This is a genomic window from Janthinobacterium svalbardense (assembly GCF_002327145.1).
In the GTDB taxonomy this organism is placed as follows: Bacteria; Pseudomonadota; Gammaproteobacteria; order Burkholderiales; family Burkholderiaceae_D; genus Janthinobacterium; species Janthinobacterium tructae.
The window spans coordinates 2,322,367-2,336,951 of the sequence record NZ_CP023422.1; the positions used below are offsets into that span (position 1 = coordinate 2,322,367).

The following is a 14,585-nucleotide window of genomic DNA, read 5'->3' on the forward strand; positions in this document are numbered from 1 at the left end:
GCAGCCTGTTGCTTAACTTGGGTGGATTGGGGTCCGACCCCGGCTGTAGCCGGGCTTAGGGAGTGATTGAGGGCTACTCCAGCGGCACGCTGCGGTACTTGTTTACCTCCAGCGCCGACACCGCCGGCGCATCATTGCCCCACGACGCGCGCAGATACGTCACCACGGCCGCCACCTCGGCATCATCCATGACGGGGCCGAACGGCGGCATGCCGTAGGGGCGCGGGTTGCCGCTTGTGCCGGGCGCGAAGCCGCCGTTGAGCACGAGGCGGATGGCGTTGACGGCCGAGTCTGTCGTCAGCGCGCGGTTGCCGGCCAGCGGCGGGTAGCCGGGTGGCACGCCCTTGCCGTCGGCCTGGTGGCAGCTTGCGCATTGCGCTTCATACAGTTTCGCGCCCAGCGCCAGTTGCTGCCGAAACTGCTCCGAGGTGTCGCGTGGCACCTTTTTCGATGGCTGCGCGGGGCCGGGCAAGCTTTTCAGGTACACGGCCATCGCCTGCACGTCAGTGCTGCCCATGTGCTGCAAGCTTTGCCGCACCACCTCGGCCATGGGGCCGAAGACGGTGGCGCGCGGCGAGACGCCCGTTTGCAGCAATTCCACGATATGCGCCGTGTCCCAGTCACCCAGGCCCGCTTCCGCGTCCGACGTCAGCGAGGGCGCGTACCAGCCCAGCACGGGGATCAGGCCGCCCGACAGGCCGTCGTCGCTGCCGCCCAAGGTGGTGCGGCTGCTATGGCAGGCGCTGCAGTGGCCCAAGCCCTGCACCAGGTAGGCGCCGCGGTTCCACTCCATGCTTTGACTGGTGAGCGGCTGGTACACGCCCGGCTTGAAGTACAAGGCGCGCCAGGCGGCCAGCGCGAGTTGCTGGTTGTAGGGGAAGCGCAGCGCGTGCGGCGCGTTCGCCTGCTTGTGCGGCGGCACGCTCTGGAAATACGCGTACAGCGCGTCGCTGTCTTCGCGCTGCACCTTGGTATAGCTGGTGTAGGGAAAGGCCGGATACAGCAGCCGGCCGTCTTTCGACTTGCCGTTGTGGATGGCGCGCCAGAAATCGTCGGCCGTCCAGCTGCCGATGCCCGTTTCCTTGTCGGCCGTGATGTTGGGCGAGAGCACTTTGCCGAACGGCGTCTGCAAGGCCCGTCCTCCCGCGTAGGGCACGCCGCCGCGCGTCGTGTGGCAGGCCATGCAATCGCCCGCCTTGGCCAGGTAGGCGCCGCGCGCGAGCAGCTGTTGCTGGCTCAGGGTGCTGGCAACGGCGGGCGGACCGATGTCGTCGTCCGGGTACAGCAGGAACTTGGCGCTGCCGCCGGCGATCAGCACCAGGCCGGCCGCGATCATCCATTTCTTCATGGCGCCACCTGCGCGGTAGAGCCTGGCACGCCGCCGCAGTGCAGCGGCAAGGGCAGGGCGATGCTGCTGGCGGGACGCGCATCGGCGCTGGCCACCTGCGTGCCCAGCCAGGCCGAGACGGCGCCCACGTCCGCGTCCGACAGGCGCTGCGCCACTTGCGCCATGCAGTCGGGCGCATGGGCGCGGCGGATGCCGTTCTTCCAGGCGCCCAGTTGGGCGTTGATGTAGTCGCGTGGCAAGCCCAGCAAGCCGGGGATGGCGGGCGCCACGCCGGCCAGTTTATCGCCATGGCAGGAGATGCAGGCGGGAATCTTTTTCCCACTGTCGCCGTGCAACACCAGCTGTTTGCCGCGCGCCAGGGCTGTCGTACCGGCGCTGCTGGGCTGGCCCGGCGGCGGAGCCGGGTGCTGCGCCGCAAAATACTCGGCGATTTCGCGCAGGTAATCGTCCGGCAAGTGCTCGACCATGTAGTTCATCATCGGATACTGGCGCCTTCCCTCGCGGAAATTGAGCAGCTGGTTGTACAGGTAACCGGCCGGCTTGCCGGCGATGCGGGGAAAGAAGGCGTCGTGGCGTTCCTTGGGCGCATGGCAGGCCGTGCACGCCTTGATGCGCTGTTCCAGGCTGTCGTGGCCGGCTGGCACGCTGGCCGGTGCGGCCAGCGCCATGCCGGGCAAGGCGCAAGCCAGGGCCAGTACCAGCGCGAGGGGGGAATGCGGTAGCATGGGAAGTCGCATGGGAGAAATCACCTGTCTCATCGGTGGGTATGGCATGCCGGTGTTGCTGCCCGGATGTTGTTACCCTAGCATATAACGGGCGCTGTCACTGTGACAGGATCAGTTGTGCAATAAACATACGGATCAGTTTGAGGAGCAAGGTTGAAACGATATGAGGAATTGGCGGAAGAAGTCGCCGCCATGATCAGCACGCAGCTGTTGCTGCCTGGTGACAAGTTGCCTTCCGTGCGCCAGCAGCATGCACGCAGGGGCGTGAGCCCGTCGACGGTGTTCCAGGCGTATTATTTGCTCGAAGCGCGCGGCATGATCGTCTCGCGGCCCCGCTCCGGCTATTACGTGGCGCCGCAGCGCGCTGCGCTGGCCCCAGAGCCAGACAGTTCGCGCCCGCTCGACGCCAGCACCACCGTCGATGTCAGCGACCTGGTCTTCGAGGTGCTGGGTGCCGTCGGCGCGCGCGATATCGTGCCCTTCGGTTCGGCGTTTCCCAGTCCGCATCTGTTCCCGATGGAACGGCTGGCGCGGGCCGTGTCGGCCAGCATGCGCCGCCTCGATCCGTGGAGCACGGTCACGGATTTATCCCTGGGCAATGCGGAATTGCGCCGCCAGATCGCGCTGCGCTATCAGCTCGACGGCGTGCTCGTCTCCAGCGACGACATCGTCATCACGAATGGCGCGCTGGAAGCGCTGAACCTGTGCCTGCAAGCCGTCACGCGGCCCGGCGACACGGTGCTGATCGAGTCGCCCAGTTTTTATGCCTGTTTGCAGGCGCTGGAGCGGCTGGAACTCAAGGCCGTCGAGATCGCCACCAGTCCGCGCGACGGCGTCGACCTGGCGGCACTGGAAGAGGTGCTGCAACGCCACCAGCCCAAGGCGTGCTGGCTGATGACGAGTTTCCAGAATCCCCTGGGCAGCCTGATGCCGCCGGAAAAGAAGCGCGCACTGGTGGAACTGCTGGCGCGCCATGGCGTGCCGCTGATCGAGGATGAGGTGTATGGCGAGCTGTATTTTGGCAAGCATCGCCCCGGCCTGACGAAAAGCCATGACAGCGCGGGTCTGGTCATGCATTGCAGCTCGTTTTCGAAGACCCTGGCGCCCGGTTTCCGCCTGGGCTGGGCCATGGCGGGCCGCTACGCACGCCAGGTCGAGCGCTTGAAATTGACGACCAGTCTGTCGGCGCCGATACCGCTGCAGATGGCGCTGGCCGATTACCTGGCGCAGGGCGGCTACGACCGCCATTTGCGCCAGCTGCGGCTGACCCTGGCGGCGCAGCAAAACACCATGCTGCAAGCCATCGCCGTGCATTTTCCGCCTGGCACGCGGGTGACGCGGCCGCAGGGCGGCTATTTCGTCTGGGTCGAGATGCCCGTAGGCGTCGATGCGCTGGCCTTGCACCGCAGCGCGCTGGCGGCCGGCATCAGCATTGCGCCCGGTCCTATCTTTTCCGCCACGCGCGCGTTTCGCCATTGCATCCGCCTCAATTACGGCCACCCGTGGAGTCCGCAGCTGGAAGAAGCCATCGCCACACTGGGGCGGCTGGCGCTGGCGGCGGCAAGCGGCGCGTGAAAAAAAGTCCCTTGCGCCAGCAAGTGTTTCATTTCAAAAAGAAATATTGCTGTTATATTGGTGTATCTATAACTAATGATGGGAATAATAATGGATAACACGCAGCCCGAAGTGGGTCGTACGCAAGATACGACGCTGGCCATTTTGTCCCACGTTGGCGGCCTGTTCACCAGCTGGGTGGCGCCGCTGATCATTTATTTGATCAAGAAGGATGATGCGGATAAATTTTCGGCCGAGAACGCCCGCGAAGCGCTGAATTTCCAGATCACCCTGATCATCTGGTATTTCGCCTGCTTCATCCTGTCGTTCGTGCTGATTGGCCTGTTCCTGTTCTGGGTGGTGGCGCTGGCCAATCTGGTGTGCTCGATCGTCGCGGCCGTCAAGGCCAGCAATGGCATCACTTACCGTTATCCCTTGACCTTGCGCCTGATCAAATAAGCTTGCGCGAGAGATGCCGTGAAGTCGGGCGCCACCGTGGTGGTGGCGCTTGTTTCAGGCGGGTGCTGGCGGCGTAGCCGGTGGCGTGCTGGCGCGCGGGGCTTTTTGCTGTGTTACTTTGCCGCCATCGGCGATCCAGCGGCGGTACACGCGCAGGGCCACTTGCGCATCGTCGGCCGCGTACAGGATCTGCTTTTCCGTCAGGCGCGAGGTGGCCCAGTTGGTGGTGGAGATCTTTTTCGACTTCTGCAGGTGCAGGCCGAAGAACTTGGCCACGGCCGTCTTCGCACCCAGGTCGTTGCGCTGGCCGCCGCGCAGGGCGACGGACAGGTCCAGCACCTGAGCTGGAACAATGCCCAGCTTGTTGCGCAGGCGCTTGACGTCGTCGGACAGGCCAAAGCCCACCTTCAGGGTGGTGGTCGATTCGAGGATGGCTTTGAGTTCGGCCAGGGCTGGCGCCGGCGTGCTACCCACCTGGAACAGGTAGGCGATGTCGTCGGTGGCCAGCTGGATCAGGTGCGGTCCCGTGGAGGACTCGCCCTTGACAAACGTCGGCTTCGATTCCGTATCGAAGCCGATGGCGTCCGCGGCCAGCAGGGCGGCCATGGCCGCTTTTGCATCATCACTGGTGCGTACCAGCTTGACGTGCTCAAGTGCAATGCCTCGATACGGGGGCAGTGGCGGTGCGGCAGCTGTGTCCATGAAACCGGATCAGCCTTTGCGCGAGAATTTCGCGGTCAGCAGATTCAGTTTTTCCAGGCGCAGACGGTTCGCTTCTTCGGCCGCCGCCGCGTCGCGTTCGGCTTTCTTGCGTTCGGCTTCTTTCTTGAAGCGCTGCTGCAATACTTGCGTGGCGTGGTCGCGATGGGTTTGCGTCACTTCCGCGCCGGCCGTGCCGTCGAGGTCGTAGCGGATCTTGGCTTTTTCCATCATGCGCAGGTAGCGCAGCGAACCCGTGTGGATGCCCAGCGCCGTGCGCATCAGCTTGCGGTCCAGGTCTGGCAGGCGCGCCAGGATCTGCTTGTCGATACCGATCGACAAGGGCAGGCAATCGCGGAATGGCGGGAATTGCTCCTGGAACTGTTTCAGCAGGGCGCGCGCGGTCAGGCCGGCAGGTGCCGGCGTGGTCGCTGCGGCCGGTGCCGCCGCTGGGGCTGCATCGACTGGCGTGTCAGGAGTGGTGGCTTGCTGGTCTGGCGTGGAGCTGGTCATCGACATCATTGGTTGGGCTATAAAAGGGGAGCATAGCACGCGCCACAGGCAAGTGCATTGTCTTTTTTGGCAACTTGCGCAGAGATAATCGGGGCGGTACTACAGTGCACGCAGCGCGAAATGCGGGAAATGTGTATAATGTCGGCTTGCGCTGATGACTGGACCCCGTATTTGACGGTCTGGCTCAGGTGTGCAGGGGATAGGAGCAGTGCGGTGCAGGGCCATCATTATTGGTATTTCTGATATCAGATATTTTGCTTATCAATTATCCAGATAACTGGCCTTCGTGCATAATCTTGCTCTCCGCTGTGTCTTCACTGAACAACAATAGATTCAAGCCCGTTCTGGTACGGGCTTTTTTTCATTCCGCAATGTACATCGCTTATTTATCTGATCCGGCTTCGGCCCCGCCGCCCTCATTACGGGATGCGCGGGCTTTGAGCGCCCCGATAAGCAGGCGCCGCTGCCGTTAACGGCAGCCGCAACAATACGCTCCATCGAGTCCGGTTTCGCAGGCTTAGGTGGAATCATTCACTTCGCGCCGACACCATCTGGTCTCGCATTAAGAGATATCTCATGAAGAATACGCCAAAAACTTTAACGTTGTCCGCCAAGGCGCCACGCCCAGCTGCGGCACCACTTGCCGTACCCAAAACGACTTTATCTTACTTCATCGATAATGCGCAAGCGAATCCGGAAGCTACCGTCACGACGGCGCCCACCGTCGTCACCGTGGTCAAGAAAAGCCGTTCGCGCCTGGCCGCCGTGCCACCGGCCGAGTCGGCTGCGGAAGCGCCCGTTGCCGAAGCGGCCGCCGAAGCCGTTGCCGAGGTGGCCGATGCTGCAGCGGCCAAAACGCCAAGCGTGAAGATCGCCCCTGGCGCCAAGGCTCCGGTCGCGCCGCGCAAGGTCAGCGAAAGCGCCGCCACGAATAAAGTGGTGACGGCAGCCCGTTCGAAAGTCGTGCGCGCCAAGCCTGAAGCGGCGCCCGTGACTATCATCAGCGGCGCACAAGTGGTCAGCAAGACCACGGACGCCGATGCCCTGGCCGCCATCGATACCTCGAATTACTTCTTGCCGACCGTCAAGGTGCCAGGCCGCCGTGGCCGCAAACCAAGCGAATTCACGCCGGAAAACGATGAAGTGGCAGCACTCAACGCCGTCGAACGGGCCGAATTGAAGGCCGTATCGAAAGCGCGCGACCGCAAGGCCAAGGGCGGCCTGGCGGACGCACTCGGTGATCCGGAAGCCTCGGCAGCGGACCTGGAACGCCGCCGCAAGCAGATCACGGGCTTGATCAACATGGGCAAGGAACGCGGCTTCCTCACCTATGCCGAGATCAATGACCAATTGCCGGAAAACATCATCGATCCGGAAGCCATCGAAGGCATCATCGCCACCTTCAACGACATGGGCATCGCCGTCTACGAGCGCGCCCCTGACGCGGAAAGCCTGTTGTTGACCGACAACGTCGCCACCGTCACCAGCGACGATGAAGTGGAAGCGGCTGCCGCGACCGCCCTGTCGACGGTCGACTCCGATTTCGGCCGCACCACCGACCCCGTGCGCATGTACATGCGTGAAATGGGTGCCGTGGCGCTGCTGACGCGCGAAGGCGAGATCGAGATCGCCAAGCGCATCGAGGGCGGCCTGAAAGACATGATCCAGGCCATTTCCGCCTGCCCCACCACCATCGGCGAAATCGTTGCCTTGTCGCAAAAAATTGCGCGCGACGAAATCAAGGTCGATGAAGTGGTCGACGGCTTTGTCGACTTGAACGAAAGCAATGCTCCGGCACCCGCCGCCGCTCCCGCGCCCGCCGCCGCCAGCGGTGACGACGAGGAAGAGGAAGAAGAAGCCGAGGAAGAAGATGGCGACGCGAATGGCGGCGCGGCCGGTTTCTCCAGCGAGCAATTGGCGCAGCTGAAAAAGAATGCGTTGGAGAAATTCAACGTCATCTCTAACCAGTACGACAAGATGCGCAAGGCGCCCGAGGGTTACAACTCGAAAGCCTACATCAAGGCGCAGGAAGCCATTTCGCAAGAATTGCTGGGCATCCGCTTCACGGCCAAGGTCGTCGAAAAGCTGTGCGATACCCTGCGCGGCCAGATGGAAGAAGTGCGCCACATCGAGCGCGCCGTGCTGGAACTGTGCGTGAACAAATGCGGCATGCCGCGCGCCCACTTCATCAAGGTATTCCCGGGCAATGAATGCGACCTGGAATGGGTCGACCGCGAAGTCGATTGCAAGTATCCCTACAGCGCCATCCTCAGCCGCAACGTGCCTGCCGTCAAGGAACTGCAAAAGAAGATGATCGACCTGCAAGCGCGCGTGGCCCTGCCGCTGGCGGACTTGCGCAAGATCAACAAGCAGATGGCTGCCGGCGAAAAGCGTGCGCGTCACGCAAAACGCGAAATGACGGTCGCCAACTTGCGCCTGGTCATTTCGATCGCCAAGAAATACATCAACCGCGGCTTGCAATTCCTCGACCTGATCCAGGAAGGCAACATCGGCTTGCTGAAGGCGGTCGATAAATTCGAGTACCGCCGCGGCTACAAGTTCTCGACCTACGCCACCTGGTGGATCCGCCAGGCCATCACGCGTTCGATCGCCGACATGGCCCGCACCATCCGCGTGCCGGTGCACATGATCGAAACGATCAACAAGATGAACCGCATCTCGCGCCAGATCATGCAGGAAACGGGCAGCGAACCGGACCTGGCGACCCTGGCCGTCAAGATGGAAATGCCGGAAAACAAGGTGCGCGAGATCATGAAGATCGCGAAAGAGCCGATTTCCATGGAAACGCCAATGGGCGAAGATGGTGATTCGCAACTGGGCGACTTCATCGAAGACAACACCACCCTGGCACCGCTGGACGCTGCACTGCACGCGTCGATGCGCAACGTGATCAAGGAAGTGCTCGATTCGCTGACACCGCGCGAAGCGAAAGTGCTGCGCATGCGTTACGGCGTGGAAATGTCGAACGACCACACGCTGGAAGAAGTGGGCAAGCAGTTCGACGTGACGCGCGAGCGCATCCGCCAGATCGAGGCGAAAGCCATGAGCAAGCTGCGCCAGCCTTCGCGTTCGGACAAGTTGAAAACGTTTTTGACGCAGAATTAAGCAGTCACAAAAAAAAGAGGCGCAAGCCTCTTTTTTTTCGTCCATCCGTAGCGTTGGCTTACATGAAACGCGTGCGCGCGCCCAGCAGGCCCAGGCGATAGTTGCGCTGCAATTTGTACAGCACCACGCCGCTGGCGGAGATGAGAATGGTGATGAGCAGCCAATCCAATGGATTGCTGCGCTGCGGTGCGGGCGCCGCTTGCGACGGTACGGCGAAGGCCTGGAACTTGTGCCCCGTGTAGATGGCGCCGACCACCAGGCCCGCATCGGTGATCTTGTTGGTCAGGTACAGGCCGTCGTCGCGGCGGCGTACCGTCATCACGCCTTCCTTGTAGACAAAGGTCATCGGCTCAAAGCCTTTGATGCTGACGCTGCCGACGACGTGTCCGGCCGCGTTGACTGCCGTGGCGTAACTGTCGCCCTGGCCGATCATGGCGCCCAGGTCGAGCATGCGCTTGCCGTCCCAGGCAAACGCGTGCCAGCGGCGCTTCTGCGTTTCCGACGCGCCCACGACCAGGCCTGCGTCATTGATGGCGGTGGCTGAACTGATGCGTCCGCCGGGCAGGGTGCCGATTTCCTGCATGCCCGTGCCGGGGCGGTAGACGAAGGCGCGGCGGTAGCCGTCGCCGCGCTGCGCCGTGCCCACCACCACGCCATGGCTGTTCAGGCCGCTGGCATAGCTGCTGGCGCCGCCCAGGGTACCCAGGTCTTGCAGGCTGTGGTCGGCCTTCGTGACAAAGGCGTGGAAATCGCCGGCGCTGGTGTCGGCATAGCCGGCGATCATGCCGTCGCGCGTGATGGCCGTGGCATAGCTGCTGGTGCCGCCCAGGGTGCCCAGGTCGCGCATGCCGCCCGCCGCGTCGTAGCGGAAGGCGTGCCAGGCGCCGCTGGCCGTTTGCGCCGAGCCCACCACCACGCCATGGGTATTGATGGCCTTGGTAAAGCCTTCATTGCCGCCCAGGGTGCCCAGTTCGCGGATGCGGCCATGCTGATAGGTCACGGCGCGGCGCCGTCCTTCTTCTTCCATGATGATGCCAGCCACCAGGCCGGCCGGGTTCAGGTCGCACGCGATGCTGCCATTGCCATCCCTTTCACCAAAGCCGCGTTCGGCATACATGGTGGCGCTGGCGGTGGGGATGGCGGCCAGCAGGAGCAGACCGAGCAGTGGGGCGGGGAAGCAGGCGAACCGTGGCGGCATGATAGTTTCCTCAAAGAAAAAACTTACTATACTTTTTTATGCTGCAAATGCATACTTAATTTGCTACTGTTTTTGCTAATTTTTGTGTTTTTGCATGATCGGCATGCTGCTGGCCTGCCTGCCGGGGCAGGTGGATGGCCAGCGCCGTACCGCGGCCCGCCTGGCTGTCGATGCGCAGTTCGCCGCCCAGCGCATGCACACGTTCGCGTATGCTTTTCAGGCCGAAGGCGGCCCGCTTGCCGTGGTCGCCCGGCTGCATGCCGATGCCGTTGTCGCTGATGCGCAGGACGATGGCGTCCGCATCTTGCGCCAGCGCCACTTCCACTTCGCTGGCCTGGGCATGGCGCACGATGTTCGACAGCGATTCCTGCAGCACGCGGAAGATGGCCGACGTCTGGCGCTGGTCCAGGCCCAGGTCGGGCGCCTCGCTGTCGAGCGTGAGCCGGTAACGGATGGTGCCACGGCTCTCCATCTGGCGGATCAGCCATTCGGCCGCCGGCCCCAGTCCCAGCTCCAGGGTGCTGGGATGCAAGTCATTGATGATGGTGCGCACGGAGCGGATGGTGGCGTCGATGGTGTCGAGCACGCGCTGCGCATGGCGGTGCAGGCGCGGATGGGTGGTGGCCGTGCGCGCGTGCAGTAGCGACACATCGATGCGCAGCACCATCAGGTTCTGGCCCAGGTCGTCATGAATGTCGAGCGCGATGCGGCGCCTTTCCTGTTCCTTGATGGTTTGCTGGTGGTCGCTCAGTTCGCGCAGCTGGGCCAGGGTGCGCTGCAGGTTTTCCTCGTTGCGCTTGCTGTCGGTGATGTCGACGGCCATGGCGATGATCATCTGCGGCCGGCCGTCGGCGTCAAACACGGGTTTCTTGTGCGTCTGCACCAGGCGATTTTCTTGCAACTGTGCGTCCCACACCAGTTCTTCGCGTATCACTACCTGACGGCTGGCAAACGCCTGCTGGTCGGCTGCATGCGAACCCGCGTTCTGCTCTTCGGGAAAGTGTTGCAGGTCGCGCCCTTCGGCGATGTCTTGTTGGCGCACGCCCCATTGCTGCTCGCAGGCCTGGTTCATCAGCACGATGCGCGAATCGGCATCTTTCAGGAACAGCGACAGGGGCATCATGGAAATGATGTCCTGCAGCCGCTCTTCGCTGCGCGCCAGGGCCGCTTCCGTTTGTGCGCGCATGGCGATTTCCGCCGAGAGCTGGAGATTGACATCGAGCAATTGGGCCGTGCGCAGGGCCACGCGGCTTTCCAGTTCCGCATGGGCCAGGCTCAACGCGTGTTCGGCTCGCTTGTGTTCGGTGATGTCGCTGGCCAGCACCAGTGCGCCCGTCACAGTGCCGTGCTGGTCGTAAAGGCGCCGTCCGCTGAGCATGGCCCAGCGTTGCGTGCCGTCGCCATGCCGGTATTGCAATTCGCCCATGCCGCTATCGCTCGCCGTCTGGCGTAGCGGACACAGGCGCAGCAAGCTGGCCTCGTCATGGAATTCTTCCATGGAGTGGTACAGCAGCTGCACGGCGGGGACGCCCAGCATGTCGCACAGGCGCTGGTTGACGTACAGGATACGGCCTTGCGCATCCGTTTGCCACATGCCGTCCTGCGCCGTTTCGCTCAGGTGCTGGTAGCGCAGGAGGCTGGCGTCCAGTTGCGAACGCGTGCTGGCGAGGTGGGCGCGCAGCCTGCGCATCAGCCACATGGCCGTGCCGGCGGCGGTCGCCAGCAGCAGGGTCAGCCAGACATGCTCCCAGAAGTCGAGCGCCGGCCAGGCCGCGCCCGCCAGCCCGCCCAGCATGAGCAGGATGAGTGCGGCGCAGGCCGCACTCAGCGTTTCAATCGACCATTTGCTCATCCGCGTCCCTGGCGTCATGGTTGGCCGCTGCAGTGTGCATGGGGCCTAAGTGAGGAAGGTGTCAACCGCTAGTGTAATACCAATTGTTGTTTTATTGAGAATATTTTGCAATGGGGCAAGCAAAAAGGGCCGGCCCTTGCGGTGCCGGCCCTTGTCTGCCGATGGCAGCCTGGCGCGATCAGCCCGTGTTGCGCAGACCGGCCGCCACGCCGTTGATCGACAACTGGATGCCGCGGTGCACCCTTTCGTCGATTTTGCTTTCCGCCGACAGGGCGCGGTTGCGCTTGATCAATTCCACCTGCAAGTGGTTCAGCGGGTCGAGATAGGCGAAGCGGTTCTGGATCGAGCGGGCCAGCAGCGGATTGCCCGCCAGGCGCTCCGTGTTGCCGGTGATGAGCTCCAGGCAGCGCAAGGTGTTGCCATGCTCGTCCGTGATGCGCTTGTAGATGCGTTCGCGCAAGTCCTGGTCTGCCACCAGTTCCGCATAGCGCGAGGCAATCGCCAGGTCCGTCTTGGCCAGCACCATGTCCATGTTCGACAGCAAGGTGGCAAAGAACGGCCATTCGGCGTACATGGCGCGCAGGGTGGCGATTTTTTCATCTTTCGACGCGCCGTCAGCCTGGTTGATCCAGGCCTCGATGGCGCTGCCGAAACCGAACCAGCCCGGCAGCAGCAAGCGGCACTGGCCCCAGGAAAAGCCCCAGGGAATGGCGCGCAAGTCTTCGATGCGCTGGTTGGCCTTGCGCGAGGCGGGGCGCGAGCCGAGGTTCAGCTCGGCGATTTCCGCAATCGGCGTGGCCGAGAAGAAATACTCCGTAAATCCCGGCGTTTCATACACGAGGTGGCGGTAGGCGTGGTAGGCCAGGTCCGACAGTTCAGCCATCACGGCTTCGAACTGCGCCAGTTCGCTTGCGTGCGCGGGATTGGCCGCCTGTGGCGCCAGGCTCGCTTCCAGGGTGGCGGCGACCAGCAATTCCAGGTTGCGCCGGCCGATTTCCGCGTTGGAAAACTTCGAGGCGATGATTTCGCCCTGTTCCGTCAGGCGGATCTGGCCGTTGACGGTGCCCGGTGGCTGGGCCAGGATGGCTTCGTAGCTGGGTCCGCCGCCCCTGCCGACCGTGCCGCCACGGCCATGGAACAGGCGCAGCTTGACGCCGGCCTTCCGGAAATCCGCCACCAATGCCAGTTCGGCCTTGTACAGTTCCCAGTTCGACGTGAGGAAGCCGCCATCCTTGTTCGAATCGGAATAGCCGAGCATTACTTCCTGCAACTGTCCCTGTTTGGCGATCAATTGCTTGACCAAAGGCAAGGCCATGACCTGGCTCATGATGCCGGCTGCGCGCTGCAGGTCGGGGATCGTTTCGAACAGGGGGATGACCATGAGCTCGCACGTGCTCTCGCCAGCTTGCCAGTCGGTGCGCAGCAAGCCCGTTTCCTTTTGCAGCAGCAACACTTCCAGCAGGTCGGACACGGTTTCCGTGTGTGAAATGATGTAGTTGCGAATCGCCCGCGCGCCGTAGCGCTGGCGGATGTCGCGCGCCGCGCGCAGGATCGCCAGCTCGGAATCCGTTTCCGTGGCATAGCTGATATAGGGCGAGTACAGCAGCCGCGGCTGGGCCAGTTCGCTCAGCAGCAGTGCCTGCTTGTCTTCTTCGGACAGGGCCGTGTAATCGGCGGCCACGCCGCTGTGCGCGAACAGGTCGGCCAGCACGCGCTCGTGCACGTCGGACGTCTGGCGCATGTCCAGCGACGCCAGGTGGAAACCGAAGATGTCGGCCGCACGCGCCAGGGTGGCCAGGCGCGGACGCACCAGGGCCGCGCCGTGGTGCGACTCGAGCGAGGCGACGATGGTGCGCAGGTCGGCGACAAATGCGGCCGCGTCCGGATAGGCGGCGGCTGGCCCGACTTCCTTGCGCAGGATGTTGGTGGCGCCCAGGGCGCGGGCGGTGGCGGCCAGGCGCGCATAGATGCCGATCAGGGCGCGGCGGTACGGTTCGTCGCTGCGGTGCGGCGAGGCGTCTGGCGACTGGTCGGCCAGTGCCTGCAGTTCGGCGCTGACGCCCACCATCAGGGTCGAGACGGACAATTCCGCGCCCAGCGCGTGCGCTTCGTCGAGGTAAAAATCGAGGATGGTGGTGGCGTGGCGCGCCAGCGCGTGCTGCATGGTGCCCGCATTCACGTTCGGGTTGCCGTCGCGGTCGCCGCCGATCCAGCTGCCCATCTGCACGTAGGCGGCATTGATCGGTTCGATGGTGCCGTCACCGTTCGGGTACTCGCAAGCGATATCGTCCTCGATGTCGTCATACAGGCCCGGCAGTTCGCGCAAAAAGGTGATGCGGTAGTAGGACAGGGCGTTTTCGATTTCGTCGGCCACCGTCAGCTTCGAGTAGCGCAGCATGCGCGTCTGCCACAGGGTGGCGACGCGCGAGCGCAGCAGCTGCATGTTGGCTTGCCGCTCTTTCGGCGTCTGCGGCAGGTCGCGCTCGGCCAGCAGGCGGGCGATGTCGTGCTCGGCGTCGAGGATGCTCTTGCGCTGCACTTCCGTCGGGTGGGCCGTCAGCACGGGGGCGATCAGCGCCTCCTGGAAGAAGGTGTCGACGGTGGCGCGCGGCACGCCGGCGGCGCGCAGTTTTTTCAGCGCGAAGCTGATGCTGCCCTTTTGCGCTGGCGAGCCGGCCAGCAAATGGGCACGGCGGCGGCGGATGTGGTGTTGATCTTCCGCAATGTTGGCCAGGTGTGAAAAATAGGAAAAGGCGCGCACCACGGAAATCGTCTGTTCGCGGCTCAGTTCTTTCAGCATGGCGTCGAGTTCCAGCGCGGCGTCCGCGTCGGCTTCGCGGCGGAAGCGCACGGACGTCTGGCGTATGGTTTCCACCACATTGAAGACGGCGTCGCCTTCCTGTTCGCGCAGCACGTCGCCCAGCAGGCGGCCCAGCAGGCGGATGTCTTCTTTCAGTGGCGCGTCCTTGTCGGAGCTGGCCGCTGGAACTATTTCTGGTGCTACTGCGTCATTGAGCATAATAAAGAACCAAAGTAAGTGTAAAAGCAAGGGAATGTGGATCGCACCGGGCGTTTGGCCGCAGAGGGGAGGGGGCGCATGATAAAATTTGT

The 14,585-nt window shown here is 63.3% G+C and carries 10 protein-coding genes; 3 read left to right on the forward strand and 7 right to left on the reverse strand.

Annotated elements, in window-relative coordinates:
- Window positions 1-73: 73 nt before the first annotated feature.
- Complete coding sequence (locus CNX70_RS10475; protein ID WP_096234639.1) at window positions 74-1,348, reverse strand: c-type cytochrome; 1,275 nt, start codon at window positions 1,346-1,348, stop codon at window positions 74-76.
- Window positions 1,345-2,073, reverse strand: a complete 729-nt coding sequence (locus CNX70_RS10480) for a c-type cytochrome (RefSeq protein ID WP_096234640.1) — start codon at window positions 2,071-2,073, stop codon at window positions 1,345-1,347. The genes CNX70_RS10475 and CNX70_RS10480 overlap by 4 nt, the downstream gene beginning before the upstream one ends.
- A gap of 153 nt (window positions 2,074-2,226) precedes the next feature.
- Between CNX70_RS10480 and CNX70_RS10485 the strand changes: the two genes are divergently transcribed.
- Both CNX70_RS10485 and CNX70_RS10490 read left to right on the forward strand, forming a co-directional pair.
- Window positions 2,227-3,648, forward strand: a complete 1,422-nt coding sequence (locus CNX70_RS10485; RefSeq protein WP_096234641.1) for an aminotransferase-like domain-containing protein — start codon at window positions 2,227-2,229, stop codon at window positions 3,646-3,648.
- A 90-nt stretch (window positions 3,649-3,738) separates the two neighbouring features.
- Window positions 3,739-4,086: a DUF4870 domain-containing protein gene (locus tag CNX70_RS10490; RefSeq protein ID WP_208624519.1), complete on the forward strand. Its 348-nt coding sequence runs from the start codon at window positions 3,739-3,741 to the stop codon at window positions 4,084-4,086.
- A 54-nt stretch (window positions 4,087-4,140) separates the two neighbouring features.
- Here the strand turns inward: CNX70_RS10490 and CNX70_RS10495 are convergent, their stop codons facing one another.
- Together CNX70_RS10495 and CNX70_RS10500 are read right to left on the reverse strand one after the other, a co-directional pair.
- A complete protein-coding gene (locus tag CNX70_RS10495) occupies window positions 4,141-4,788 on the reverse strand; it encodes a 3'-5' exonuclease (protein WP_096234642.1) in 648 nt (215 codons plus the stop codon).
- Between the two features lie 9 nt (window positions 4,789-4,797).
- Complete coding sequence (locus tag CNX70_RS10500; RefSeq protein ID WP_071078564.1) at window positions 4,798-5,307, reverse strand: ProQ/FINO family protein; 510 nt, start codon at window positions 5,305-5,307, stop codon at window positions 4,798-4,800.
- A 567-nt stretch (window positions 5,308-5,874) separates the two neighbouring features.
- Here CNX70_RS10500 and rpoD point away from each other — a divergent pair.
- Entirely contained in the window at window positions 5,875-8,424 is a 2,550-nt protein-coding gene (gene rpoD, locus CNX70_RS10505; protein ID WP_096234643.1) for an RNA polymerase sigma factor RpoD, read from the forward strand.
- A 58-nt stretch (window positions 8,425-8,482) separates the two neighbouring features.
- Here the strand turns inward: rpoD and CNX70_RS10510 are convergent, their stop codons facing one another.
- From CNX70_RS10510 to ppc, 3 genes are all read right to left on the reverse strand, one after another.
- Window positions 8,483-9,622, reverse strand: coding sequence for an HAF repeat-containing protein (locus tag CNX70_RS10510; RefSeq protein WP_096234644.1), 1,140 nt, complete (start codon window positions 9,620-9,622; stop codon window positions 8,483-8,485).
- 55 nt (window positions 9,623-9,677) lie between these two features.
- Window positions 9,678-11,474: a PAS domain-containing sensor histidine kinase gene (locus tag CNX70_RS10515; protein ID WP_167389639.1), complete on the reverse strand. Its 1,797-nt coding sequence runs from the start codon at window positions 11,472-11,474 to the stop codon at window positions 9,678-9,680.
- 178 nt (window positions 11,475-11,652) lie between these two features.
- A complete protein-coding gene (gene ppc / locus CNX70_RS10520; protein ID WP_096234646.1) occupies window positions 11,653-14,493 on the reverse strand; it encodes a phosphoenolpyruvate carboxylase in 2,841 nt (946 codons plus the stop codon).
- Window positions 14,494-14,585 lie beyond the last annotated feature (92 nt).